Source organism: Rhodococcus sp. JS3073, assembly GCF_026810085.1.
In the GTDB taxonomy this organism is placed as follows: domain Bacteria; phylum Actinomycetota; class Actinomycetes; order Mycobacteriales; family Mycobacteriaceae; genus Rhodococcus_F; species Rhodococcus_F wratislaviensis.
In genome coordinates this window covers 943959-970168 of sequence record NZ_CP113952.1, presented here as the reverse complement: position 1 = coordinate 970168, position 26210 = coordinate 943959, and the positions used below count along the sequence as shown (strand labels likewise).

Here is a 26210-nt window from a genome sequence, read left to right as displayed (position 1 = left end):
GAAACCAACGCGCACTGTCCGTGGCGAGAACCATTCAGCGGGCGGAAATCCGCATCGAGCATCGAAGGGACCCTGCGGCCAGCCGGAGAGGGCCGCAACACGTCCCTGGAGTAGGGACTCACGCGGATGCCGGTCCGGCCCAGGGTTCGCATCTTCATGTAGCGGTGTCCTTTTCGTTGTTCTGACGAGTTGCTCCCGCCGTGGAGCGGGCCATTCTGAAAGTGCGCTCGTTCGCGACGAGCTCTTTGCACCGATGCAAGTCAGCCTCGGACCTAGATCTCCTGGATGGCCGGATTGATTTTGGTATCAGCCAAGGACCGAGTGTCAGGACGTGTTCCCCATTCGCGTTCCTGGTCGCGCATGGCCGGAGACCGGTAGCCGGTCGGATTCCGGACTCCGTCGAGCCAGGCGGTGAGGCGTGAAGCCTGGTTGTACAACGAGTCCCGAGCCTCGTCCGATACCGGCTCGAGCAGGTGCACGCGTACTACAGCGTCGCTGTCCTGGATCCAGCAGCCGACGATCCGCCCATCCACCCATGTGGTGGTGCCGGCGTTGCCGCGGGTGTCGAAGAGCGCCCGACGGTGCCCACCTAGGTAGAAGTCGCGGTTCCTCCAGCCCATAACCGACGGGTCCAGGGGTGGCAGAAGCGCGGTCCAAGAGTCGGCCTCGTCCTCGACGTCGAGATCGTCGGGTAGAAGCCATCCGGGGGCGAGTCCGTCCAGAAGAACTTCGACGGCACCGAGTTCGTGGAGGGCAGTGCGGACGGCATTCTTGGTGGAACCGAGCCACCAGACGATGTCGTCTTCAGTTCCGGGGCCGAAGGCGTAGAGCCACCGGCGGATGAGTTCGCGGTAGCCGTCGGCTGCATCCAGCACCGCGGTCGACTTACCGAGCCAGAGGGATGGGAGGGTCCACAGGGGGCGGGCCGTCGGAAAGCGGCCGGTGGACGGGCCGCGCACGATGGAGCCTTCGGCACCGAAGAGTGTGAGGACCTGGGGTGAGGACCAACTCTCTCCCGCGGTACTGGGCACCACGACGTCGATGAGAGGGACTGCCCGGCGCAGCTCGGCGGCGGAGAGGCCGGCGGGACTCTCGGAGAGAGCCGCGGTCACGCCGTTGCGTGCCTCGTCCAGCCAAGCCTTTCCGTCCGGGGCGATGCCGGCTCGCTCGATATCGCGGATCATCCGAGTACGTTCCGATATCGCGACGCGGGCGGCAGCGCTTGGTAGGACGGCGGAGATCAGGTCGCGGGGGAAGGCGAACAGGGTCCGGCGCATGGCCAGCTGTTTCACCAGGGAGCGGTCGCCATAGAGGGCCCGGTCTATGTCGGCGCGCGTGGTGCCCGTCGTTCTCGCCCAGGTCGACAGGTAGACAGACGGTGCGTCGGTGGCGTGCAGGGCCACGATCGCGCGCGCCGCTTCTTCGGGCGTCCGGACGCTGGTGTCAGGAGTGAGGGCGTGGCGGGTCGCCAGCCGCGCACGACGTTCGCTGTCGGGAACGTGTCTCATCGTCGTCTGTTTCGAGGCACTAGTTCAATCGACCAGCGACTTCCGAAATCTTCCACGACAGTTGTCACGGAACTCCGGGCAAGAATGCCGGTTTCCACCAGGTGAGCATGCGCCTGGCGGCGCATGCTCACCTCCGTGCTCCGGCCATTACGGCCGTGATGAATCCGTGAGCACCTCGACGACCAACGGACACTGTGTTCCGGGTTCCGGGGAGACGAAATCGATGCCGCTGCCCCGGCGTCGGACACCGTGCAAAACAGCAGCGTCGTCCGCCCGTACGGTCGACTCGCATGTACGAGACATGGTGACTCGATTAGGTGCGCTCACTACGAGACCGAGTAATGGATCCCCATGAGGAACTCCCGGCAGGCGGGCGATGAGCCTCCGATCCTGCCGGTCGTACGAGCCACCGCCGGAAGCCCAGCATCGAATATCGTTGCGCTACTGAACTGTTGATCCAAAGTAGATATACAAGCTTCGCGTCTGGAAGCCACTGTGCGCCGGTTCGGCACGAGCCTTGTCGGTGGTGTGCGTCCGACTCACCGAAGGAACCGCGCAGGCGGAGACATCCTTGTCGATATCGGTGCTCTCAGCTGACGGACATCTGCGTGGGGAGAGCCACCAAGTTGGTACCGCGAAACAAGCCCTGCAGGAAAGGGTTAGTTCCCGGACGGGCTGTAGAGCTGAGTGAGGTCACCCGAGAGAGCTGCTTTAACGAAGCGGCTGGGGTCGTCGACAAGAACCTCGATGTCCCCGGCCTGGATGCCGTCAAGGCTTGCGCGCGCGACGTCGGATGGGTCGATCTTGGGAGCGTCGCGTCCCGCCATCATGTCGGTGTCCGCAGCCCCTAGATGAACACCCTGAACCAGGGTCTTCTGCTCGGCAAGCTCAAGCCGTATGCCGTTGGTCATGTTCCACTCTGCCGCCTTGGCCACGGAATACGACCCCGTTCCTGGTGTGGCCACCCACGACAGCACAGAGAGGATATTCACGATCGCTCCTCCGTCGTTGGAGGCGAGGGACGGGGCGAAGGCGCGAACGACCCGGAGCGTGCCAAAGAGATGGGTTTCCAGGTCTTTACGGATCAGGCCCAGGTCGCCGGTTATGAGGTTGGCTCCTGTGGCGATGCCGGCGTTGTTGACCAGCAACGTGACATCCCGCGCTGCAGCGGCGGCATCCACGATTGACTCCTCGTCCAGCAAGTCCAGGCGCAGCGGAATGACCCGCGGGTCGGAAGAGTCGATCAGCTCAGGTTGACGAGCAGTGGCATAGACCTTCCTGGCCCCCCGGGCAAGCAACTCGTCGACGAAGCACCGCCCGATTCCTCGATTGGCTCCGGTCACGAGTGCGGTCGAACCGACAATATCCACGATCATGTCCTTTCCTCAGGCGGCGAGATGGATGATCCCGCCTGCGTCGCCTACTCTAAAACTTGACGTTAACGTCAAGGGCAATTCAACGGCGTTACCGGAAGGAGACGCGATGCGTATTGGCGAAGTCGCTGAAAGGGCAGGGGTCAGCACGCGCGCCCTGCGCTACTACGAGGAACAGGGCCTTCTGCACGCCCAGCGGACGACAAGTGGTCAGCGGGTCTACGCAGAATCAGCCGTAGACCGGGTGCGGCTCATCCAGCAGCTGTACACAGCCGGTCTAGCCAGCCGACTGATCGCAGTCCTCCTGCCCGCCATAGACACCCGCCACGTCGACCGGGATCTGCTGGAGCGCTTGCACGACGAGCGTGCCTTTATCGATGCGAAGATCGTGGAGTTGCAGGAGGCGGGCCGCAGACTTGACACGCTGATCAACCTCGCCACTTACCCGGGAACGACCGCGTGCCCGGCATCACTCGACCAGGGGACGGCGCCAGACCCCGTCGGATCCTGAACTCCGATAGATCGCTCGCACGTCGCGCAATCGAACGGCTTCGTGGGGCGGCCGTCCGAGTGGTTTCAGATTCCGACGGCTTTCGAGGCCAGGCTCGACGTCGACAGCGCTCAGCGCGACCCTCCCCGGGAGCCGTGAACCACGCCCTCACGGTGTCAGTCACTGTCCTTGCCCGCACAGATCACTGCACCCACGACCACTACCGCGACCAGTGAGGGCGCCGCCGCAGATCAACCACGCCTGCGTGGTGAGCTGGCCGCCTCCGCGACAGCGATCGCTCGCCCCAGGTCCGCGTCGGACGCTCCGGACTCCGAGAGGCGGCGGGCCTTCGCGTCCGCTCGTGCCGCCACACCGAACGAGACGGGGACCACCAGCAGCGCAACCAAGCACAAGGGACCCAGCCGCGACACCGGCCAGGGCGGCCCGACCTCGCCCAGGGAGGCAGTGGCTCCGCTGTCGGCATTTACGGTGAACCAGACGACCTGTTCGCAGAGGTGGGCAACGATTTCGGCGGCGCTATCGTCAAGGTCAGCGGTTTCGGGACGGAATCAGCACGGCGCGTCCCCGGTCGCCTCGGCGATGAAGTTGGTGATTGGCCCAACCTCGTCGATCACCGCCGCCACCGATCTGGTGCCGGCGATCCCGTACGAGGAGCGACCGGTTGCCGACATCGATCGGTGGGTTATGCCGTGGTTGGCAATCTCGAGCCGCGGATTCGCGGCCAGGTATTCGGTCACCGCCGGGTTCGCCACCGTTTGCTCAGAAACGCTGTCGCCGGGCTGTTCACGCCACCAAGCAACTCAGGAAAGGTGTGGTCACGCCACTGCTTTCGGACCACCACACCCGTCGAAGGTCAACGCGAATGCCGAGTTTGAGGTGATGGCGGTGTCCATCCCGGTGACCGCCATGCCCCACTGTGACGGAACACGGCTGCGCCGCGGCAGCAACTGGGGACACCCTTCGCCCGATTAGGGCCATGCACCGGCCCCAAGGCCGGCCAGCCCACCAGTAGTGTCGGCAGCGATGCCGACTCCGTCGCGATCGCCGGGTGAGCGTGCGTGGGCGTACCGAACTGGGGCGGCCATCGCGTGATTCGCCAGAGCTACCGCGTTGACCGCGGCATCCCTATACACGTCGAAACCGATGGCAGCGATATCCTTATGAGCACGCCATCGAGAGTGAGTGCACGGTTGTATCTGCGCTGGTCGTGCCGTCGGGACCAGTGCGCGGGATCCATGAGCCGACGGGGTGAGTAGACCGTCCGATGGGTGAAGGTGATCCGCTCGACACGCAGCGGTACCCGGCCTCCCCGGCCGCGGAGCTGGCAGACACCGGCTTCGACGATGCCCAAGAGATCGGACGTGGCGGGTTCGGCGCCGTCTACCGCTGCACCCAGGCGGACCTGGACCGAACGGTGGCGGTGAAGGTGCTCACCGTCGAACTCGACGACGAGAACCGGGCCCGCTTCTTCCGGGAACAGCGGGCGATGGGCCGGCTGACCGGGCACCCGAACATCGTCAACATTCTGCAGGTCGGCGCCACCGACAGCGGCCGCCCCTTCATCGTGATGCCCTTCCACCCGCAGGATTCCCTGGATGCCCGGATCCGCCGTGACGGGCCGTTGCCGCTGGATCAGGCGTTGCGGCTGGGGGTGAAGATGGCCGGTGCTGTGGAATCGGCGCACCGGCTCGGGATCCTGCACCGGGACGTCAAACCCGCGAACATCCTGCTCACCGAGTACGGCGAGCCGGAGCTGGCGGATTTCGGTATCGCGCACATCAGCGGTGGTTTCGAGACGGCGACCGGTGCGGTGACCGGATCTCCGGCGTATACCGCGCCGGAGGTGCTCGGGGGTGATCCGCCGAGTCCGGCGGCCGATGTCTATGGGCTCGGTGCCACCCTGTTCAGTGCGCTGACCGGGCATGCCGCGTTCGAACGTCGCAGCGGTGAGCAGGTGGTCGCGCAGTTCCTGCGGATCACCACGCAGGAGGTGCCCGACCTGCGTGAGCACGGGATCCCCGAGGATGTGTCCGCTGTTATCGCCCGCGCGATGTCCCGCGAGCCCGGTCAGCGCCCGGCCACCGCCGCAGCCTTCGGGGAGAAACTGCGAGCCCTGCAACGCGATCATGGCTTTCCGGTCGACGAGATGGCCCTGCACACCGCCCCAGGTGCGGCAAGCGATGACGCACAGCCGGTGTCCGGTCGGGTTCGGTCCACGGATCCCTCGTCTCGGAACGCGACGGGGAATCTTCCCCTGGAATTGACCAGTTTCGTCGGTCGCCGCCACGAGCTCACCGAGGCGAAGAACCTGCTGACCGGATCCCGGCTGGTGACGTTGACTGGGATCGGGGGTGTGGGCAAGACGCGGCTGGCGATGCGGGTCGCGTCGGCGGTGCAGCGCGAGTACGCCGACGGTGTGCGGCTGGTCGAGTTGGGTGAACTGCGTGACGCGTCGTCACTGGTCGACTCCATCGCCGGCACACTGGGGTTGCGAGACCACTCGGCGAGGCCGCTGCGCGAGGTCCTGATCGAGTTCCTCGCCCCGCGACAGGTGTTGTTGGTCCTCGACAACTGCGAGCACATCGTGGACGCGGTCGCCGAACTCGCCGACCCCCTGTTACGGGTGTGTCCGCGGCTGCGGATTCTGGCGACCAGCCGCGAACCCGTGGTCATCGGCGGGGAAGCGGTGCTGCGGGTCCCACCGCTGACCACCCCCGACCCCGACCGGCGACCCTCTCCGCGTGCGTTGCCCAAGTACGATGCGGTGACGTTGTTCGTCGAACGCGGCGCTGCCGCCGTTCCCGGCTTCGCGCTCACCGAGGAAAACGTGGTGGCGGTGGCGGGGATCTGCCACCGGCTCGACGGACTACCGTTGCCGATCGAACTCGCGGCGGCCCGGTTGCGGGCGATGTCACCCGAGCAGATCCTGGGGCGGCTGACCGACCGCTACACCCTGCTGACCCGCGGCAACCGGGGGGCGCCGACGCGGCAACAGACGCTGCGGTTGTGCATCGACTGGAGCTTCGAATTGTGCACCGCCGGTGAGCAACTGGTGTGGGGGCGGGTGGCGGTGTTCGCGGGAACCTTCGAACTCGATGCCGCGGAGCGGGTGTGCGGCGCCGACCTCGACCCGGGCGAGTTGCTGGACATGCTGACGTCTTTGGTGGAGAAATCGATTCTGATCCGGGAGGAGCACGGGTCGGTGGTGCGGTTCCGGATGCTCGAGACCCTCCGTGAGTACGGCTTCGAGAAGCTCGAGCAGACCGGTGAGGCTGTGGCGTTGCGTCGCCGGCACCGGGACTGGTACGAGGCGTTGGCGCTCGATGCGGAGGCGGAGTGGATCAGCGCCCGCCAACTCGACTGGATCGCCCGGCTGAAGCGGGAACAGCCGAATTTTCGGGAGGCCCTCGAGTTCAGCATCGACGACGATCCCGCCGCCGGTTTGCGCACCGCCGCCGCACTCCGCTGGTTTTGGAGCGCCCAGGGCCTTCACAACGAGGGGCGACGCTGGCTCGACCAACTGCTCGCCCGCCAGAGCGGGCCACCCACCCTCGAGTGGGTCAAGGGGCTCTACTTCGACAGCGTCATGGCGAATGTGCAGGGCGACCTCGAGGTCGGGGCAACACTCGTCGAGAAGGCACGGACCCTCACTGCGCACACGAGCGACCCCGTGATGCGTGCTTACGTCGATTGTGCCGACGGCATGCTCGGCCTCCTTAGTGGTGATCTCACGCGAGCATGCTCGCACCTGGAAACCGCGCTCGCCGCGTTCAGCGAACGCGGAAATCGAACGCTCGAAGTAGCTGCCCTGTATCCGTTGGGGTTGGCCTATGAACTGTCCGGCCTCACGGACCAGGCGATCGAATGTCAGGAACGGGTTCTCGCGATCACGGAGATGCACGGCGAGAAGGTGTATCGGTCGCATTCGCTGTGGGCCTTGGGAATTTCCGTGTGGCGACAGGGTGATACCGATCGCGCGGTCCGGTTACTCGAACAATCGCTGCAGCTGTCCCGGCAAGTGCACAGCCCCCGCTTCGCCGCAGCCTCCCTCGAGGCACTGGCCTGGATCTCCTGCAACCGGCGCGACCCAACTCGGGCCGCGGTGCTGATGGGAGCCGCAGACAGTCTGGCACGGTCAGTGGGAAGTGCCGCCGTCATACATTCCACTCTTCTTGTCTACCAGAAGGAATGCGCTCAGTCGGTCCGACAGGAACTCGGCGATAAGGAATTCGGAGCGGCCCGCCGCAAAGGCGACCATCTCGGCTTCGACGCGGCGATCGCCTACGCCCTCCACGAGCAACCACCCAGCGCCACGACACGAGACTCCGACGCGTCGACGCGACTGACCAAGCGGGAACGCCAGGTCGCCGACCTGATCGCCGAAGGCCTGACGAATCAGGCCATCGCCGACCGCCTCGTGATCTCGCCGCGCACCGCACAGGGGCATGTGGAGCACATCCTGGCCAAACTGGACTTCACCTCCCGGACACAGATCGCGGCCTGGGTCGTAGAGCAGGCACACGACTAGGTAGGTGGCTAGGGACACGTCCATCGATGCCATCATGTTCGGCGACACCCCCAGATCATTCGAGAGACAGGGACAAGTAGTCATACCGAAAATGGCGACCGCAGTCCCGCGGAACGGGACCATCGCGGCACCAAAGTGGCGCCGCCCTCCATCGGTGTGTGTGGCAGCGCAGGAAATGACTGGCAACAAGGATGACCGCCCGGGTCTGACTTGCGCCCGGAATGACGGTGTCGTTCGAGTCGACGCTCGACAAAGCAGATTGTGCATGACTTACCGTGACTTTCGGTTCGCAGATTCGCCTTGATTCGCCTATGCGACGCGAATACGCGTCCTTAAGAGCTCTTGGTCGTAGACGTGAGAATTACGCCGGTGTCCGGTATTCGCCAACCGCTCGCCGAACGCAGACTCGGCTGCCACCTACGAATCTGATGCGATCGATCAGGTTATATACAGGTGTGCGCCAGTCCCGGCCGCCGCGCGATTGCCGTACCACTACCGCAATTCGATACGGACCGGCGCCAACGATGACCGCCCGGAACGCTCGGTCTGACACTTGCTCACTTGCTGCCGTTCCCTTACATGGTTTCCCATGCTGCACTAGGCCGTGATGCGTAGGCCAACGTCACTGGGTTGAGGATGGATGCCAGTTCTTCGGGGCTGAGCAGGCCTTGCGACACCGCGAGGTCGGCCACAGCCTGCCCGCTCGACAGCGCATCAGCGGCGAGACGCGTGGCAGCCTCGTACCCGATGTGGGGGTTGAGAGCGGTCACCAGACCGATGGAGCGCTGAACGTTGGAGCGCAAATACTCAACGTTAGCCGCGATTCCGGGCACGCAGAGTCGTGCAAGAGCGTCGCAACCCGCTGTCAGATGGTTGAGTGATTTGAACAGGCTATGGGCGATGATCGGCTCGAAGGCGTTCAGTTGCAACTGCCCGGCTTCGGCGGCCATGGTGATCGTGATGTCGTTGCCGATCACCTCGAACGCAATCTGGCTCACCACTTCGGGGATGACCGGATTGACCTTACCGGGCATGATGCTCGAACCGGCCTGCACTGTCGGCAAAGTGATCTCACCCAAACCAACCCGGGGACCAGACGACAAGAGTCGCAGGTCATTGCAGATCTTCGATAGCTTTACAGCGGTCCGTTTGAGTACACCCGACAACTGAACCAACGCGCCGACATCCTGGGTGGCTTCGACAAGGTCCGCCGCGGTCGACAACTCGAGCCCCGTTATCCGCCGCAGTTCCGCGCACACCTTAGCGGCGTAGTCGGGATGGGCGTTAAGTCCCGTGCCGATCGCTGTGCCCCCCAGGTTGATTTCGGAGATGAGGACCAGCGCTTCACTTAGCCGGGCGCTGTCTTCGTTGACCATCACAGCGAAGGCACCGAACTCTTGTCCCAGTGTCATCGGGACGGCGTCTTGCAGCTGGGTCCGGCCCATCTTCAGGATGTCGGCGAATTCGGTTGCTTTGGAGCCGAATTCGCCGGACAGCACCTCCATGCCTCTGCGGAGTCGGGCTACGGCGAAGTGCAGTGCAACTTTCAGTGCCGATGGGTACACGTCATTAGTACTCTGCGACAGATTGACGTGTTCGAGCGGATGCAGGTATTCGTACTGGCCGCGTCGGTGCCCCAGGATCTCCAGTGCCCTGTTGGCGATCACTTCGTTGGCGTTCATGTTCGTCGATGTACCGGCGCCTCCCTGGATGGCGTCGACGACGAACTGCTCGTGGTGGCGGCCGTGCTGGATCTCTTCGCACGCCTGCACGATGGCGGCGCAGCGTTGGTTATCAAGGAGGCCCAGCTCGTGGTTAGCCACCGCAGCTGCTTGCTTGACATAGGCGAGCGCTGACACGAGCTCGGTGTATCGGCCGATCGGGGTGCCGCTGATCGTGAAATTTTCCAGTGCCCGCAGCGTATGCACTCCGTACAGCGCGTCGGCTGGTACCTCACGATCCCCGAGGAGATCGTGCTCGATACGAGTTCGGTCCATAGCAGTGCTCACTGTGTATCCCTTCATTGTATTGATCGGCCCGGTCAGGCCTGAGCCAGGCCGGACTCGACCACCGGCGGCACCTTGCGGATTTTCAGCGGGCGTCAATTGACCTAGCAATTCGCATATTATACGGTCATTGTATGGCGCCGCTCCACCAACAGATCAGACGAGAGATAGAAGAACAGATCCACGCAGGGATCCTCACCGCCGGAGCGCGGTTGCCGACCGAGAAAGAACTCTGCGAACAGCACGACGTCAGCCGTGCCACCGCTCAACGCGTCCTCAACGATCTGGTACATGCGGGTCTGGCCATCCGTCGTCGACGTCATGGAACGTTCGTCGCGGACGCGATGCAGCAGGTTAATCTGCTCAACTATGTCGCGCCCGAGACTTCCGAGAAAGGCGTTCCGGGAAGACACGAAGTCATTTCCGCGAAGATCGTCAGGGCGACCGACGCGATTTTGGCGCTCCCCGGCGCAGCGCCCGATACCGCCGTGGTGGAGATGGTCCGCCGCAAGTTGGACATACACGACCGGCCACGCTCCGTCGAGCGGCACGTCATTCTCTTCTCGGCCGCCCCCGATCTCTTGGAACAAGACCTTGAAGAACTCCGCAGCATGCCGTATCTCCGTAGCCGACAGGTGCCGATCGACATGGTCCGGGTCTACCTCGACCCGGTGATAATCAGCGAGTACGACGCCGAACTGCTGGACAGCCAGGCCGGAACGCCAGCCCTGCTGAGGCGCAGGGAAGCCCAGCTCAAGGACGGGAGCGCTGTCGAAGTCGTCGCGACCCTGATTCGCCCGGGAACTGCCGAGTTCTTCGTGGAAATTCCCTTCCCTTCCATATGAGCAGAGCTGTGTCACTGCAAGAAAGGCAACACATGAAAATCGTTGTTGCAGGTGCCGGAATCTTGGGTCCAAGCTCGCCCTGTCGCTCACGATTGCGGGCGAGGAAGTCACTGCACTGGAGAGACGGGAATCGGCGCCGGCCCGACCGCAACGACATCCTGCTGGACTAACTCGAACCGGAAGCTAGAACCGAACTACAACCGGTTCAACGTAGTGGACACGGAGGAACACGCCGCACTGAACCCAAGCCAGTGGCACACCGTCATACTTCCGAAGCGGCAGTGTCCATTTCACATACTCCGAGAACGAGCCGCCTAGGCATTTCTTCCGCACCCGCGGGCACCGGCGCTTCCACGAGGTTCAGGCAAGGGGACAGAGGACTCGCGCCCGCGGCACGGTGATCGGTACACCGAAGCGATCGAGCGTACAAGGAACAAACTGCCCCATCCGTTCTGGTTCTTTGGATCCTCACTGAAATCGTCGGCGTCGCGCGTCTCGTGTTCACCCTTCTTGTCGCCCCTGTCACAAGGATCCGTGCACCCGCCGCATCAGCGGCTACCGCGTGCTTGCTCGCAGTACCACTCGATCGGATGTCGACCTGGAGGTACACATCGAATGAACTCGTACGAAAAAGATCTCGCCCGATTCATCCTGGCGTGGCTACCATATGGTGGCCCGACGAACGAAGACTTCATCGGCATTTTCGGCATCAGCATGCCTCGCGCTGCGCAGATCCTTCTGCCGCTGGTGGCCGAAGGCGCTCCCGATGACCTGACGGAATCGGACCGTGAGTTACTTGTCCAGCTAGTGTGCAACGAACCCGCCATCCGCGCGCTAGAAGCAAAATCCTGCACCGCAATCGAGGGCGGAGATGCGGACCAGCCGCTCAGTCGTCCATCGAGTGGTCAGCGCCATCCGGAGCACGTGCGGCGATCGGCGCGGTGGGACGTTTGATGGCGCTCGATGAACCGCAGCCGTCGCCCGTGCACGCTGCGTTTTCCGCTCGTCGTCGCGAACTCGCGCAGCGGCGGGCTTCAGGTTGCAATCGAAGTCTCCATCGCCGAGTGGTGCGGACAAGGGGCGCGTCCCTGACGTTGCGCTGACGCTCGCTCAAGCCAATTCTGTCGTTCGCAAGGTCACACGAGAACGCGAGCGCTAGGGGGCGACTGCCACAGCAATAACAGCCGTACGAGAAGCCCCTTCCGAAGTTCGACATCGGTTGCTCCCGCTTGATCCATTACCGCCGGGGCTTGGATGAACAACTCGATCACCTACACCACAGTCCGCGACCCTAGTCACTAACTAGACAGCTAGACAACCAGGTTGAAACGATTTATAGTTGTCGCTGTGAGTAGGAGCACGCCAGAGCTGCGTTGGCGTCCACGCGACGGACCGCGAAGGCTAGAGGAATTCGCCCGGCCTGATCAAAATCAACGTCGACATCTTTGCGATTCGCTAACCGATGCTCTTCCGAGCAGCCGACCAATCGAGGTACGACATGCCTGTCAGTCCACTGCGGGGTCCGGTGACCTCACCAGCACTGCGCCACACGCTGCCTTCCGGGCCGCGTTAACGTGGCACCAGCCGTATCCACGAAGTCGCAATTCTCGTCTTGAGTGAGCCGTCAGATCGAGCCAGCCGAGAACTCAGTGACTGGTCACTCGGGCAGAACCTCGCCACCTATCCCCCGCACGTATTTCTCGACACAGAAGGCAGGGCAATGAACACCTACAGACGGCTGGATTCTAGGATCGGTCATTGATGCAACCGGCAACGAGATTAGAGCGGACGAGCCTAGTAGACCAGGCCGTCGAACAACTGCGTAGTCAGATCATTGCTGGGTCACTGACCCCGGGCACCCCATTGCCCGAGGGGCAGATCAGCGATTCGCTAGGCATCGCCCGACCTACCGTCCGCGAAGTGCTGCTGCGGCTGCAGAACGACGGCCTGGTCCAGAAGCAGGGCCGAGGGTTGCCACTTGCCGTCACCCGCATCAGCCGTGAAGACCTCATCGATATCTTCACCGCACGGTTTCATCTCGAAGCGGCCGGCGCCCGATCATTCGACACCGCGACCGAGAAAGCTCGCGAGGCGGTGGATCGAAGCCTTGAGGAGCTCGAGGCCGCGGTCGCCTCGTCCGACCGGCTCGCACAGGTTCGGCTCGACTCTCAATGCCATACCGCAGTTGTCGGCCTGACCGGTTCTCGACGATTGGTCGCCGCGCATACCCAGCTGTTGGTGGAGGCTCGACTGGCTGCGGTCACATCGCGCGGCGCCGATCGCGTAGTTGCCGTGGCCAACCACCGTGAGTTTGTCGACATGCTTCGGGCAGGGCAGACAGAAGCCGCCTGTAAGCAGCTCGAAAGGCGAATGAACGTTGCACGCGAGCGGGTCTTGCAGAACCTTCCCGGCTGACCAACCGGGCTGCAACAGTTCCGATACGTCATCGACAACTGTCGATGGCGCACCTGCACAGCTGGTCGCGTCTGTCTCCACTCACCCACCCCTTCCCGACCGGGGTGAGCCATAGCCAACAATCCGTCGACTGCGAGTTATTCACACGAAACACCTGATCGGACAAATAAATGCCGACAACAGGGATACGAAGTAGCGGCACCGCCACCAAGAGCAGAGTGGACATCCCGTTCCACGGGATCAGCGCAATCGGGGACAAAGAAACCACGTTCGCCCATCCTGCTTACACCTCGAAGCCGAGGCCGACGTGGTGAAGAAGTTCGCCTGCGCGGCACTCGCGCTCGGCGTCTTAACGACGCTAGTCGCGTGCGTATCGACGAGTACCAGCGACAGTGCAAATGGAGTGGATGTGGTACTCGTCGAGGGATTCGGCGCCGAGTACCAGGACCTTTTCGAGGAGCAGATCGCCAAGCCGTTCACAGAGGCAACCGGTATCCAAGTCAAGTACTCGGCAGGCGGGTCGGGCGCGGAACAGTACGCGGCCATCCGGGCCACCAATGGCGACCCCGGTTTCGATCTTGCTGTGATGACCAGCCTCGAGCTGTATCAGGGTAGCCGGGACGAGATGCTCACCCCGGTGACGCCGCAGCAGGTGCCGAATATGGCCCGCCTGCCGCAAAGACTTCTGAACAACACCTACGGCGTCGGCGCGATCCAGGACATCCAGCAGGTCGTGCTGATGTACAACCGCACAGCATTTCCGCAGCCGCCCACGAGCTGGGGGGTGCAATGGGACCCGGAATATCGCTCGGGTGCGCTGATCTTCAACCCAGCCAATATTCTCGGTGTCTACGCGTTGCTCACCGCCGCCGAGCTGGACGGCGGAGGAATCGACGACATCGATCCTGGGTTCGCCCGGACAGCGGAGCTGGCCAAGTATGCCCTCGCCACGCCGACAAGGTCGGCCGAGGCGGTGCCGTTCATGGCGAAGGAAACCGCCACGGCCTTCCCCTACCTGGATGGACGCGCCGCGATCTACGCCCAAACCAACAACTACGACTTCACGGTTCCGCGTGAAGGAACGTATGCGTCACTGGGCTCCCTCGGTATCCCGGTCGGTGCCGCGCACAAGGATTCGGCCTACAAACTCATCGACTACTGGCTTTCCGACGAAGTGCAGCAGCGTTGGGCGCTTGCGTACAACGTCGGGCCCGCGATCACCGGTCTGCAGTTCTCCCCGGACTTCGCAGCCAAACACATCACGACCCCTGAGGCGCTGGAAGAGATCAAGATCGCCGACGCGGCCACAGTGGTGAAGAACCGCACCGAGTGGTCGCAGCGGTGGGCGGAGGCCGTCCGGTGACCGCGATTGTTTCACCCACCCCCACTCCTACGTCCAGGCGCTCGCCGACGCGTAGGCGTTCGGGGCTGCCGTGGTTGACTTTGCCCGCCACGGTTTGGGTTCTGGCAGTCTTCGCCATCCCGACCGCGATGCTGCTTGCCAGCAGCGTGCTGACCTTCGACGGCGCGAAGGTCACGGGCCCGCTCACCACCGCGAACTATACGAACCTGTTCGGCGATAACTACTTCTGGTCGGTGCTGTGGGACACCGTCTCGATCTCGGTCGTGGTGGGAGCGGTGTGCACGGCCGCAGGACTGCTGGTGGCGCATTTCATCGTCCGATCCGGGTCACGGTTCCGCACACTCGTCCTGCTCGTCGTTGTCTCTCCCCTGGTGTCCAGCGTCGTGGTCCGTACCTACGGCTGGCTGGTGCTGTTGCAGGACGACGGGCTGGTCAACCAGATCCTGCTCTGGACCAGGCTCGCCGACTCACCGGTGGCGTTCATCGGGTCGAAGTTCGCGGTGATCATCGGGCTCGTGCACGTGCTACTGCCATTCGCGGTGTTCACCGCGATGGCGAGTGTGCAGAGCGTCGATCCCGTCCTCGAGCGCGCATCCCGCGATCTCGGTGCCGGACCGGTAACCACGTTCTACCGGATCACACTGCCGCTGATCCGGCCCGGCCTGATCGCCGGTTTCATGCTCACGTTCGCGATCTGTCTCGGTGCGTATGCCTCGGCCGCAATCCTCGGCGGAGGACGAGTGCAAACGCTCGCAACCCTGGTTCGCGACCGCATGGTGGTCAGCCTCGAATGGGGCCAGGCCGCGGCGATCGCCGCGGTCATCCTCCTGATCAGTGCAATCACGGTCTCCGCGCTGGCGTGGGCCGGCCGCCGTTCACCGAAGGGGGTATGACGATGCGTTTCCATCCCTGGCTGATGCTGCGCACCGCGCTACTCGTGCTCGTACTCGCCTTCGTAGCTGTGCCGATGATCGTCGTGGTCTGGACCTCCATCCAGCCCGACATCTACCCCGCGTTTCCGCCCAGCGGGCTTTCCCTGCGCTGGTGGAGTTCCGCGCTCACCCCCGAGTGGCTCCTGCCCATGGCGCTGTCCGCCCAGATCGCGCTCGGTTCCGCGGCGTGCGCGGTCGTGGTGGGCTCAGCCGCAGCCTATGCGCTCGCCCGCGGACCGGCCCGCGGCCGCTCCCTCCTGGAAGGCTTCCTCGCCAGCCCACTACTGCTACCCGAGATCGTGATCAGCCTGTCCGTCGTCCAGCTGATCTCACTCCTCAGCGCAAGAGAACTGATCGGTCCCACCCTGCTGGTGATAACCCACGTCACGATCGGCATCCCCTTCGTCCTGCGCACCGTGGGAGTCAGCCTGCTCGGTGTCAACCCGCTGTGGGAACGCGCGGCCCGTGACCTCGGCGCCTCGGCGTGGCGCACGTTCGCCACGATCACGCTGCCGATGATGAAGTCGGGGATGTTCGCGGGAGCACTGTTCGCGTTCATCGTCTCGTTCAACAACGTCGAGCTCTCCCTGTTCCTCACCACGCGCGATTCGAACACGCTGCCCATCCGACTACTGCAGTACATGGAGTACGAGTACTCGCCGACCCTCGCCTGCGTCGCGGTCACCAGCGTCGTCGGCATCTGCCTCATCACGGGCGTGGCATCTCGGTTCGTTCACCTGACCGAGTTCATCCACGGAGGTACCACGTGACCGCCCACGTACGCACCGCCACGGAGGCAGCCACGCGAGCGAGCACCGGCGGCTCCGCCGTCGCGTTGCGTGGTATCCGTAAGGAATTCGGTTCGTCGGCGGCCGTCGAAAACCTCGATCTCGACGTGCATCCCGGCGAATTCCTCACTCTGCTCGGCCCCTCGGGCTGCGGCAAGACGACAACCCTGAACATGGTGGCAGGCTTCCTGATGCCCGACGCCGGACGCATCCTGCTCGACGGCCAGGATGTCCACCACCTGCCACCGGATCGGCGCGACACCGCGATGGTCTTCCAGCAGTACGCCCTCTTCCCGCATCTGACCGTCGGCCAGAACGTCGGATACGGGCTGCGGATGCGCAAACGCCCGAAAGTGGAGATCCGCGAGCGTGTTTCGGACGCGCTCGATCTTGTCGGCCTCGCCGGGGCCGAGGATCGTCTGACCACTCAGCTTTCCGGCGGGCAGCAACAGCGCGTCGCCCTCGCCAGGGCGATCGTAGTGCGCCCGAAGGTACTACTGTTCGACGAGCCACTATCGAACTTGGATCTCAAGTTACGCGAGCAACTCCGACTGGAGATCAAGCACCTACAACGCGAACTCGGGATCACCTCGATCTTCGTCACCCATGATCAGACCGAGGCACTGGTGATGAGCGATCGGATAGCGGTGATGCGAGCCGGCCGGATCGAGCAACTCGGTACGCCCGAGACGATCTACCAGGAACCGGCGAACGCGTTCGTGGCCGGGTTCATCGGGCAGTCCAACCTGATCCCCGGCGTGTGTGTCGAGGTCGGGTCGGGTGAATGCCTCGTCCGATTATCCACTACCGACACAGTGCATGCGCGACACTCCGGAACGGTCGCAGCGGGTGACCCAGTCCGCGTCCTGCTCAGGCCGGAGGCGCTCCGCCTCGGCGGTACGGATGCCGCGACGTCGATCGCGGGGCGGGTGATCGAGGTCGTCAACGAAGGCAGTCACGCCACCGTTGTCCTGGAGATCACCCCAGACGTTCGGCTCCGGGTATCCGTGCCCGATCCCGGCGCGCTCAGCCTGCCCGCGCTCGGCAACGAGATCGACGTCACCGTTCCCGAGGGCGCCGCTCGCGCCCTACCTGCCGGCAACTAGCAACCACAATCGGCTGGAAATTACAGCAATCCCCAACGTCAGCGACACCGACTGTGCGCGCTCTCAACTCGATTTCCGGTCGACTGCACGGTGGGGGGTTACCGGCCGACTGATCTGTCTGAGACGTGTCCTCCCCGAGGCGTGTAACCGACCTTGCGCGCTCAGTCTTCGACCGGCGAGCCCGGCAGAATCACCCGCTCCTTGGGCGCTTATTCGGCGGCGGTACCTGCGGAGACGTTACCGGTGGGAGGCGGGGATAAATCGGAGAATGCAAGGTGACAACCTAGTAACTAGACAACCTAGTTGGCTCGTTCTATGATTTCCCTTACACGAGCGGGACAGCTAGGGCGTGGCTCACGGCAGGACATCTGAGACTCACGGCCCTCCGCGCAGCGGTCCCCCAAGCTCGACTCCTCTCCAATTACCGAAAGGCCGCAAAGTGCGAGAATCGACCGACCTCACCAACGCTCAGCTGTGGGGCAAGGTGACATCGCTAGCGCTCCAGAACTCGCCGGATATCGGGCTCCGCCTGCACCAACTGCCCGAATTTGTCCGTGCGTTCGCCGAAATCAAACTCGCTGCGGTCCGCACGAACCGAGACCTGGGCCTGCTCGATACGACCCGCGCGAACGCCATCGAGGAGGCGGCCGTCGAAGTCGCGCGCGGTGAGCTGCTGGATCAGTTTCCGCTGCGAGTCGTTGCCGTTGGCGGCGGAACGTCAACGAACATGAATGTCAACGAAGTGCTGGCCTCCCGGGCAACCCAGCTTCTTCCGAGTGGATCCGAGCTGACGATTCACCCGAATGACCACGTGAATCGATCCCAGTCCTCCAACGACGCCTATCCAACAGCCGCAAGGCTGCTCCTTGCCCGCCAGGCGCTGGACGTGGCATCCGCCCTGCGAAATCTTGCGCGTAGCTTCATTCGACAGGCCGAGCGACACTCTGGGGTGGAGAGGATGGGGCGCACCGGCTGGCAGGACGCTGTCATGGTTTCGGTGTCCGAGATCCACATGGCGCAGGCGGCCGCTGCAGAGCGCTTCGCCGATCAGTTCGAGGTCGCAGCGCAGGCACTCTACGTCGTTCCGCTCGGCGGGACGGTTCTCGGGACCGGAGTCGGGGCGCCAGACGGATTCGCGGCCGCAGTCGTACAGCAACTGGCAGACATTACGGGCCTGCCCCTGCGTCCAAGCGCTAACCCGATCGACGCCTTCGCGCATGCTGACGGATACTCGGCGCTAGCCGACACCGCCGCCCGGTGTGGCAGCATTTTGTACAAGCTGAGCCACGACCTCCGGGTCTTGAGCTCTGGCCCGAACGGTGGGTTGTCGGAGGTAATTCTGCCGAAACTTCAGCCTGGGTCGTCGATCATGCCGGGCAAGGTCAATCCGGTCGTGCCCAGCATGGTGGGACAGGCCAGCTTCTCAATTCGCGCAGCAGCTACGGCGGTAAGTTTGGCAGTCGCCGGAGGCGAGCCTGACTTCAACTCGAACAGCCCCTCGGTCGTCGCGTCCTTGTCGCCGGCGCTAACCGAGCTGGCCGCTGTGATTCCGGTCTTTGCCGAGAAGTGCATCGACGGCTTGGAATGGAACAGGGACCGACTTGCCATCCTCGCTTCTCGCCCGTTTGACTCGCTCATTACCCAGGCGGAAGAAGACGGCTATGACGCCGTCGCCAGCTACTCGGTTTAAGGCGCTTCCCGCGATCAGCACCTGGCCGAATACTGCGTATCGCCACGCGAATATTAGAGCGGCTCAGGCTTGTTCGCCTCACTCTCACAATACCCGGCGTCTCGAAGTCGGGGAACTGAAGATCGAATCGCTGTCACAGTCCAGAGCATCGTTCGCCTGACAGCGCATCGTCCCTACAGGAAACCGGATTGGACCAGAAAGATGCAAAGCACCACCGCCCCTGTCGTCGACAGCAGCAGTAGGACGATGAAGATCCTCTTCCGGGCGATCAGCGCGATCGAACGTGCCGGAAACAGGCTTCCCAACCCATTCTGGTTGTTCTGGATCATGGCCGGAATCGTGGGCGGTCTCAGCTTCGTCCTCTCCCTGGCCGGAGTATCGGTTACATTGCCGAACTCCGGTGAGGTCGTGGAGGTCAAGAACCTACTTTCCCTCGAGGGGATCGGTTATGCCGCGGAGTCCGCTCTAGACAACTATTCGGAGTTTCCGGCTGTTTCTCTTGTGATCTCAATGATTCTCGGCGTGAGTATCGCTGAGGCGAGTGGACTCATGACCGCTCTCCTCCGAGCTACCGTGATCCGCATGCCGGCTCGCTGGGTGACGTTCGCGGTCGCTTTTGGCTCGATGATCTCGCACGTAATGAATGATTCGGCATACATGGTGATGATTCCGCTCGGAGCATTGGCCTTCCGTGCCGTGGGGCGGAGCCCTGTCCTCGGTGTCCTCGTTGCATTTGTGTCGGTCTCGGCGGGCTTCAACGCGAGTCCACTTGTCACGCCGTCCGCAGCGATTCGCGCCTCACTGACAACTGCGGCCGCGCAGACGGTCGATCCCGACTATGTGGTTACCCCCGTTGCGACGTACTTCTATGCCGCAGTCGCGTCTGTGTACCTGGCGATCGTCATCACGCTGGTGGTCGAGTTTGTCCTGGCGAAACGTCCTGAGTTCAGTCAGTGGCCTGCGGCAGAAAATGATTCGTCTGCCGACGATGCGGCCGCGGATGACGTGACTGACTTGGATGTTCAGCTCACCCCGATGGAACGCCGGGGGCTGAAGCGGGCCGGTGTCGCGCTCGTCGTCTATGTGGCGGCTGTGATAGGGCTTATGCTGGTTCCGGGCTCCCCTCTGCTCGGCGAGAACGGCAGTATTGTGCAGTCGGTGGTGGTGCTGAACATCACTGTGTTTATCGGCCTGCTGTTTGCACTAACGGGATTCGTGTACGGGCGGGCGACAGGGAGCGTGGCGTCGCTATCAGCGCTTCCGAAAATCATGGCGGACGGCATCATTCCGGTCGCGCCGGTACTGGTGTTATTCTTCGCCGCTTCACAGTTCTTGGGCTACTTCGAATGGACTGGGCTGGGCTCCGTTATCACGGTCGAGGGCGCTGAGCTCCTGCACAAATTAAACGCTCCTCATCTGGTCGTTCTGGTCATCGTGATCTTCGCGATCGCGGTCCTGAATCTGGTTATCTCAAGCGGAACCGCAATGTGGTCCCTACTCGCGCCGGTTCTGGTGCCGATGATGATGTACGTCGGGATGCGGCCGGAGGCGACGCTGGCGGCCTTCATGATCGGAGATTCGGCTACCGGCCCGGTCACGCCGATGAACGCCTTCTTCATTCTTGCGCTCGGATACGTGCAGCAATACAAGAAGAACGCAGGAATCGGAACGGTCATTTCCTTCGCGATACCCATATCCATCGCCGTCCTCATCGCCTGGTCTGGACTGTTCGTCGTCTGGTACCTGCTCGGTGTCCCGCTTGGCCCCGGCGGCTCCCTCTACTGATCCCCTCCCGCCTACATCGGCGTAACCAAGGGACCGTCCGACACTGTTACGCAACTACGTAATTCGACAACATCTCTGCTGACTACCAATAGTCTGGGGATCGGCGGTTGTGCACGCCCCAACCGCCGATCCAGAAAGAAGCCCCCCGTGAGGGACATCCTGATTCCTGCCGCCATACCCCCCTCGTCCGCGGGTTTACGGGCGCTGGCTGCCGCACAATCTCAGCTAACCGAGGCCGTTGCTCGGCTCGGCTACGACGCCGGCATGCATGCCATGCTGGCCAACGCCCGCCGCGAGACCCGGGTCAGTGTCCCGGTGCGCCGCGACTCCGGTGAAATCGAGTTACTCACCGGATACCTTGTCCAGCACAACTTCTCACGCGGCCCGGCAATGGGCGGCGTCCGGTTCCATCCGGACGTCGATCTCAACGCAGTACGTGCCCTCGCCATGTGGATGACGTGGCAATGCGCGCTCATTGACCTCCCCTACGGTGGGGCGACGGGCGGGATTACACTGGACCCGAACGGCTACTCGCAACATGAGCTGGAGCGGGTCACTCGCCGGTACACGGGCGAGTTGATGTCGTTCCTCGTCCCGGAGAGCGACATTTCGACCCCGGACATCGGAACCGACGAACAGACAATGGCCTGGATGATGGATACCTACTCGGCCGCCCGCGGATACACGGCCCCCAGGATCGTCACCGGCAGCCCTCTGTCCATCGGCGGTTCGCGGGGCCGGGCGGACGCGACCCCGTGCGGTGTCGTGCACGTCGCGCAGGCGGCGCTCGAGCGGGCAGGAGTGACCCTGAACGGGGCGAGGGCCGCGGTCCAGGGCTACGGCAAGGTCGGCCGCGGCGTGGTGCGGCTCCTGCACGAGCACGGCGTACGGGTGGTCGCGGTCTCCGACCGGTTCGGCGCGGTGCACGACCGCCGTGGACTGGATCCGGACCGACTCGACGACCACCTGGCCAGCACCGGATCGGTAGCCGGACTACCCGATACCGACACCATCTCCGGCGACGAGTTGTTAGAGCTCGAAGTCGAATTGCTGGTCCCGGCGGCCATCGAGGGCGTGCTGCACGAGGGTAACGCCCGCCGGGTCCAGTCTCGGGTGATCGTCGAGGGTGCGAACGGCCCGACCAGCACCGCCGCCGACTCGATCCTCGCCGAACGCGGCATCGAGGTGGTCCCGGACATCCTGGCCAACGCCGGCGGAGTGATCGCTTCGTATTTCGAGTCGGCGCACGCCGACCAGGCACACTGGTGGAGTCGAGACGAATTGGAAGCCCGCCTCGCTGACCGAATCCTCGCAGCGTGGCAGCACGTGGCAGACGTGGCGACGCAAGAGCTGGTGTCACTGCGCTCGGCCGCGACGTTGATTGCCGTCGAACGAGTAGCCGACGCGCACCGCATCCGCGGCCTCTACCCGTGAGAGTCGGACACTGATCACCGCCCGGCTGGGTGCGCACCTGCCGATACCAGAAAGGAAAAAGTAGAACGCACCGGAAGACCTTGACGAGAAGGTCGGTCTCGCTCGTCGACTCCCTACCAGAGCTTCGCCCATCTCCCACGCCACCACACTGCGGGCGCACCACTGCATGGAAAGGCACACAACATGTCGCTTTCAGCCCCGGCTACATCCCGCCGAGTCTCCTCCGAGTTCGCTCGGTCCTGGCTACTTGTCAATACCACTCGCCGCGACCGACTCGAGGACGCACAGCATTCCGCAGCCGACCAGATCGTGCTCGATATCGAGGATGCTGTTGCTCCCCAACACAAACCGGAAGCTCGCGCGACAGTCGTCCGGTGGCTCGAACGCGAAGAGGCATGGGTGCGGATCAACGATCACTCCACGTCGTTCTGGTCCGACGATGTCGACCAACTCAAGGGCTTACCTGGGCTGACCGGTGTCATGCTCGCGAAGACGGAATCTGTCGAGCAGGTTACCGAGACCTTCGATCGACTCGGTGGTACAACACCCGTCAGGCCTGATCGAATCAGCATTGGGGATCGAAGAATCACCACGCATCGCCTCGACTCGCGGAACATTCCGGCTCGCCTTCGGTAGCGGAGACTACCGCCGCGACACCGGTACGAGCGACAACGATCTCGCAATGGCCTATCCGCGTTCCCGACTCGTCGTCGCCAGCCGACTTGGACGCCTACCAGGACCGATTGATGGCCCGACACTCGGCAGCAGTCGTCGTCTACTTTCCAAGCGAACTACGACCGCAGTGGGGCTCGGGCTCACAGGCAAACTTTGCCTTGACACCGCACAGGCACCAACGATCAATGAAATAGTCAGCCCAAGCCCCTCGGAAACCGCGTGGGCGACAAAATTCCTGGAAGATTTCGACTCCCGGGGAGGCACCATACGCGACGGAAGTGATCTCCCCCTCTTGAAGCGCGCCCAAAAAGTCAGCCGATTGTCGGCAGTGTTCAATACCGACCCGAACGGTCGGCAATCCGAACTTCAGTGACGGTTACCAATTCAGCCGCAACGGATTCACACTGTCCCGGCGGCGAAATACCGGCTCAAGACTCCTCATACGGAGGGACCAGCAACGACGAGTACGACCCGGACCCCGACTTCACAGAACGACCAACGACGAGTACGACCCGGACCCGGAGTTCAAGGCAGCAACGACTCGTGCAAGGTGTAGCGCCGGCGCAACCACTGAGTCACACCACCCAGTACTGAACCAGCTGGACCGCCTACCGTCGCCAACTCACCCCGTGTCGCGGCCGCGGCAACCACACTGTTACGGGGCTTCCGCGCCCGCAGCGAGGTCGATCGCATCCGCGTCGGCCTGTGCCGCGACCTGATCGCCGACATCCGGCGCCTCGATGATCGGGCTCGCCGAGATCGAGAAGCACATAACCAAGACCCTCGACGAGCACGGCACCGGGCCGGTGACCGCCTGATCGGCCGAACGGGACGAGCCAGCCGGTTTCCGACTGCCGTGGCCTACGCGCACTACAACGGATCGGCACCGGTGCAGGTCGCCAGCGCCGACACCGACCGCCACCGCCTGTCCCAGTACGGGGACAGGCGCGCTCGACACCGTCGCGATGGTCCAGATCCGGATGCCCTCCAGCGCCGGCCGCGGCTACTACGACAAGAAGATCGCCGAGGGCAAGAGTCCCCGTGCAACGACCCGCAGCCTCAAGCGCCACCTGTCCGATCACGTGTGGCGCATCATGCTCGCCGACGAAAGGCGCAGCTGCCGACAACGCGAGGAAGAATCCGACAGGGCGGCTTGACAATAGAGAGGCACCCCTGAGGTGCGGGCACCCAGTTCCTATGCGGCGGTGGCCAGCGTCGCCGATCGCTGCGCGAAGTTTATCGGTCAGATCCGGCCGAGCGCGGAGTGCCTCCTGCCTGTGTTGTAGCGCGTGACACAGCGAAAGATTGCGGCGCGAGCCGCACCTGCCCCTTCCAGCGCTTCCACCCCTGCAGCGTCTTCCGTTTGTCCGTCCTTCTCGGCCGCCACGGCCTGGTCGGTTCGATGGGCAGAGGCGGAGAGGCCTGCCACAATGCCGCAATTGAATCGTTTTGCGCGCTCCTACAGAAGAACATCCTCGACCGCCGTTCGGGGGGCCACCCATGAAGAGCCTTTTATCGCGATCGCCACCTGGATCGAACACACCTATCAAAAGCGCCGCTGGCAGACAGCTCTTGCCGATTGCCCTCCATCGAATTCGAGATCATCATGACCACAGCAACCACTCAGGCTGCGTGACCTAACGTGTCACCTATTGGTGCAGCAGTCCCATGTCCACTCAGTGAACACTCCCAAGCTTGGCGTTCAAACCGCGAGCACTGTTTCCCGCACACTTGAAATGCAATGGCAAACCCCTTTTAGTGAAGCGACACCAATCCGACTGCGCCGTTCATTGGGTGGACGAGCCTTCGCGAAAAGACGGTAACGCTGGGCACTTCGGCCAAGAAAGGATGCACATGGGATCGAGAGTCTTCAAAACCCCGGAAGTAGCTATCGCGGACGTGTCCGACGGCACCTTGTGCTTGAGCTGAAGCCACAGAGCGGCGGCGGAACAGTCGCCCCTTCTCTCCACTGCGGCGAACAGAGCGACGCTCCGATTCTCGACCCGGCTCCTGACCGTCCACCCGACGACCCACCGACGTCACAAATTTTGAGGAACAATAGGAAATGACTACCGCAGAGACAATCGACCGCACAGGTGTACCGGCTGATTTCAATCCTGGTCTGGAAGGTGTGGTCGCGTTCACCAGCGACATCGCCGAACCCGACAAGGACGGCGGTGCCCTGCGCTACCGCGGCGTCGACATCGAAGAACTCGTCGAGGGGCACGTCACCTTCGGCAACGTGTGGGCCCTGCTCGTCGACGGCCGCTTCGGCCCCGGACTGCCCCCGGCCGAACCGTTCCCCCTGCCCGTGCACACCGGCGACGTCCGCGTCGACGTCCAGGCCGGCCTGGCCATGCTCGCCCCCATCTGGGGATACCAACCCCTCCTCGACATCGACGACGACACCGCCCGCGAACAACTCGCCCGCGCCTCCGTCATGGCCCTGTCCTACGTCGCCCAATCCGCCCGCGGCATCTACCAGCCCGCCGTCCCGCAGAGACGGATCGACGAAGCGAAAACCGTCACCGAACGGTTCATGGTCCGCTGGAAGGGCGACCCCGACCCCGCCCACGTCGCCGCCATCGACGCCTACTGGGTCTCCGCCGCCGAACACGGCATGAACGCCTCCACCTTCACCGCCCGCGTCATCGCCTCCACCGGCGCCGACGTCGCCGCCTCCCTCTCCGGGGCCATCGGCGCCATGTCCGGCCCGCTGCACGGCGGGGCCCCCGCCCGCGTCCTGCCGATGATCGAGGACACCGAAAAGTCCGGCGACGCCCGCACCCTGGTCAAGGGCATCCTCGACCGCAAGGAAAAGCTGATGGGCTTCGGGCACCGCGTCTACCGCGCCGAAGACCCCCGCGCCCGGGTGCTGCGCGCCACCGCCCAACGCCTGAACGCCCCCCGCTACGAGGCGGCCGCCGCCCTCGAACAGGCCGCCCTCGCCGAACTGCGCGAACGCCGCCCGGACCGGGCCATCGAAACCAACGTCGAATTCTGGGCCGCGGTCATCCTCGACTTCGCCGAGGTCCCCGCGCACATGATGCCCGCGATGTTCACCTGCGGCCGCACCGCCGGCTGGTGCGCCCACATCCTCGAACAGAAACGCCTCGGCAAACTCGTCCGCCCCGCCGCCATCTACACCGGACCCGCACCCCGCACCCCCGAATCCGTCGAGGGCTGGGACCAGATCGCCCACACCAGCTGACCATTCGACGTATTCGACTGAAGAATGAGCAGACTCGCGA

At 63.6% G+C, this 26210-nt stretch carries 17 protein-coding genes and 3 pseudogenes; 16 read left to right on the top strand and 4 right to left on the bottom strand.

Translation table 11 applies throughout. The features are described 5' to 3' along the window. Positions 1-272: 272 nt before the first annotated feature. Together OYT95_RS42340 and OYT95_RS42335 are read right to left on the bottom strand one after the other, a co-directional pair. Entirely contained in the window at positions 273-1508 is a 1236-nt protein-coding gene (locus OYT95_RS42340; protein WP_268792493.1) for a winged helix DNA-binding domain-containing protein, read from the bottom strand. Positions 1509-2167: 659 nt separating this feature from the next. Continuing rightward, positions 2168-2878, bottom strand: a complete 711-nt coding sequence (locus tag OYT95_RS42335; RefSeq protein ID WP_268793299.1) for an SDR family oxidoreductase — start codon at positions 2876-2878, stop codon at positions 2168-2170. Positions 2879-2990: 112 nt separating this feature from the next. On the opposite strand from OYT95_RS42335, the gene OYT95_RS42330 reads away from it, so the two are divergent. The 3 genes from OYT95_RS42330 (at position 2991) to OYT95_RS42320 (ending at position 7920) form a co-directional block, all read left to right on the top strand. Continuing rightward, positions 2991-3392, top strand: a complete 402-nt coding sequence (locus OYT95_RS42330) for a MerR family transcriptional regulator (protein WP_268792492.1) — start codon at positions 2991-2993, stop codon at positions 3390-3392. A gap of 579 nt (positions 3393-3971) precedes the next feature. Further along, complete coding sequence (locus OYT95_RS42325) at positions 3972-4364, top strand: hypothetical protein (protein ID WP_268792491.1); 393 nt, start codon at positions 3972-3974, stop codon at positions 4362-4364. 292 nt (positions 4365-4656) lie between these two features. Then, the gene (locus tag OYT95_RS42320; RefSeq protein WP_268792490.1) at positions 4657-7920 is read left to right on the top strand and encodes a protein kinase domain-containing protein; all 3264 of its coding nucleotides are present in this window, start codon (positions 4657-4659) and stop codon (positions 7918-7920) included. Positions 7921-8495: 575 nt separating this feature from the next. On the opposite strand, the gene OYT95_RS42315 is transcribed toward OYT95_RS42320, so the two are convergent. Next, entirely contained in the window at positions 8496-9917 is a 1422-nt protein-coding gene (locus OYT95_RS42315) for an aspartate ammonia-lyase (protein WP_268793298.1), read from the bottom strand. A gap of 143 nt (positions 9918-10060) precedes the next feature. Between OYT95_RS42315 and OYT95_RS42310 the strand changes: the two genes are divergently transcribed. The 12 genes and pseudogenes from OYT95_RS42310 to OYT95_RS44960 all read left to right on the top strand — a co-directional run. Further along, entirely contained in the window at positions 10061-10771 is a 711-nt protein-coding gene (locus tag OYT95_RS42310; protein WP_268792489.1) for a GntR family transcriptional regulator, read from the top strand. A gap of 615 nt (positions 10772-11386) precedes the next feature. Further along, positions 11387-11725, top strand: a complete 339-nt coding sequence (locus tag OYT95_RS42305; protein WP_268792488.1) for a hypothetical protein — start codon at positions 11387-11389, stop codon at positions 11723-11725. Positions 11726-12532: 807 nt separating this feature from the next. Beyond that, on the top strand, positions 12533-13186 hold the full coding sequence (locus tag OYT95_RS42300) for a GntR family transcriptional regulator (RefSeq protein ID WP_268792487.1): 654 nt from the start codon (positions 12533-12535) through the stop codon (positions 13184-13186). A gap of 403 nt (positions 13187-13589) precedes the next feature. Continuing rightward, on the top strand, positions 13590-14549 hold the full coding sequence (locus OYT95_RS42295; protein ID WP_268792486.1) for an extracellular solute-binding protein: 960 nt from the start codon (positions 13590-13592) through the stop codon (positions 14547-14549). Positions 14550-14629: 80 nt separating this feature from the next. Beyond that, the gene (locus OYT95_RS42290) at positions 14630-15442 is read left to right on the top strand and encodes an ABC transporter permease (RefSeq protein WP_268792485.1); all 813 of its coding nucleotides are present in this window, start codon (positions 14630-14632) and stop codon (positions 15440-15442) included. Further along, complete coding sequence (locus OYT95_RS42285; protein ID WP_052033530.1) at positions 15439-16251, top strand: ABC transporter permease; 813 nt, start codon at positions 15439-15441, stop codon at positions 16249-16251. The genes OYT95_RS42290 and OYT95_RS42285 overlap by 4 nt, the downstream gene beginning before the upstream one ends. Next, positions 16248-17375: an ABC transporter ATP-binding protein gene (locus OYT95_RS42280; RefSeq protein WP_268792484.1), complete on the top strand. Its 1128-nt coding sequence runs from the start codon at positions 16248-16250 to the stop codon at positions 17373-17375. Before OYT95_RS42285 ends, OYT95_RS42280 begins: the two co-directional genes overlap by 4 nt. A 439-nt stretch (positions 17376-17814) precedes the next feature. After that, complete coding sequence (locus tag OYT95_RS42275; RefSeq protein WP_268792483.1) at positions 17815-19065, top strand: lyase family protein; 1251 nt, start codon at positions 17815-17817, stop codon at positions 19063-19065. 246 nt (positions 19066-19311) lie between these two features. Beyond that, positions 19312-20850, top strand: a complete 1539-nt coding sequence (locus OYT95_RS42270; protein WP_268792482.1) for an AbgT family transporter — start codon at positions 19312-19314, stop codon at positions 20848-20850. Between the two features lie 156 nt (positions 20851-21006). After that, on the top strand, positions 21007-22284 hold the full coding sequence (locus OYT95_RS42265) for a Glu/Leu/Phe/Val family dehydrogenase (protein WP_268793297.1): 1278 nt from the start codon (positions 21007-21009) through the stop codon (positions 22282-22284). A 183-nt stretch (positions 22285-22467) separates the two neighbouring features. After that, positions 22468-23332: pseudogene (locus OYT95_RS42260) on the top strand (HpcH/HpaI aldolase/citrate lyase family protein). 261 nt (positions 23333-23593) lie between these two features. Continuing rightward, positions 23594-24116 (top strand): annotated as a pseudogene (locus OYT95_RS44960) (transposase); the annotation flags it as partial. Between the two features lie 86 nt (positions 24117-24202). On the opposite strand, the pseudogene OYT95_RS44955 reads toward OYT95_RS44960, so the two are convergent. Then, positions 24203-24330: pseudogene (locus OYT95_RS44955) on the bottom strand (IS3-like element ISRhosp5 family transposase); the annotation flags it as partial. Between the two features lie 694 nt (positions 24331-25024). On the opposite strand from OYT95_RS44955, the gene OYT95_RS42245 reads away from it, so the two are divergent. Continuing rightward, positions 25025-26170, top strand: a complete 1146-nt coding sequence (locus OYT95_RS42245; RefSeq protein ID WP_268792481.1) for a citrate synthase 2 — start codon at positions 25025-25027, stop codon at positions 26168-26170. Positions 26171-26210: the final 40 nt, after the last annotated feature.

Excerpts from the sequence above, each read along its gene's own strand:
- OYT95_RS42340 (WP_268792493.1), bottom strand. The coding sequence starts at position 1,508 with ATGAGACACGTTCCCGACAGCGAACGTCGTGCGCGGCTGGCGACCCGC.
- OYT95_RS42330 (WP_268792492.1), top strand. The coding sequence starts at position 2,991 with ATGCGTATTGGCGAAGTCGCTGAAAGGGCAGGGGTCAGCACGCGCGCC.
- OYT95_RS42325 (WP_268792491.1), top strand. The coding sequence starts at position 3,972 with ATGAAGTTGGTGATTGGCCCAACCTCGTCGATCACCGCCGCCACCGAT.
- OYT95_RS42320 (WP_268792490.1), top strand. The coding sequence starts at position 4,657 with ATGGGTGAAGGTGATCCGCTCGACACGCAGCGGTACCCGGCCTCCCCG.
- OYT95_RS42315 (WP_268793298.1), bottom strand. The coding sequence starts at position 9,917 with ATGGACCGAACTCGTATCGAGCACGATCTCCTCGGGGATCGTGAGGTA.
- OYT95_RS42310 (WP_268792489.1), top strand. The coding sequence starts at position 10,061 with ATGGCGCCGCTCCACCAACAGATCAGACGAGAGATAGAAGAACAGATC.
- OYT95_RS42305 (WP_268792488.1), top strand. The coding sequence starts at position 11,387 with ATGAACTCGTACGAAAAAGATCTCGCCCGATTCATCCTGGCGTGGCTA.
- OYT95_RS42300 (WP_268792487.1), top strand. The coding sequence starts at position 12,533 with ATGCAACCGGCAACGAGATTAGAGCGGACGAGCCTAGTAGACCAGGCC.
- OYT95_RS42285 (WP_052033530.1), top strand. The coding sequence starts at position 15,439 with ATGACGATGCGTTTCCATCCCTGGCTGATGCTGCGCACCGCGCTACTC.
- OYT95_RS42270 (WP_268792482.1), top strand. The coding sequence starts at position 19,312 with ATGAAGATCCTCTTCCGGGCGATCAGCGCGATCGAACGTGCCGGAAAC.
- OYT95_RS42245 (WP_268792481.1), top strand. The coding sequence starts at position 25,025 with ATGACTACCGCAGAGACAATCGACCGCACAGGTGTACCGGCTGATTTC.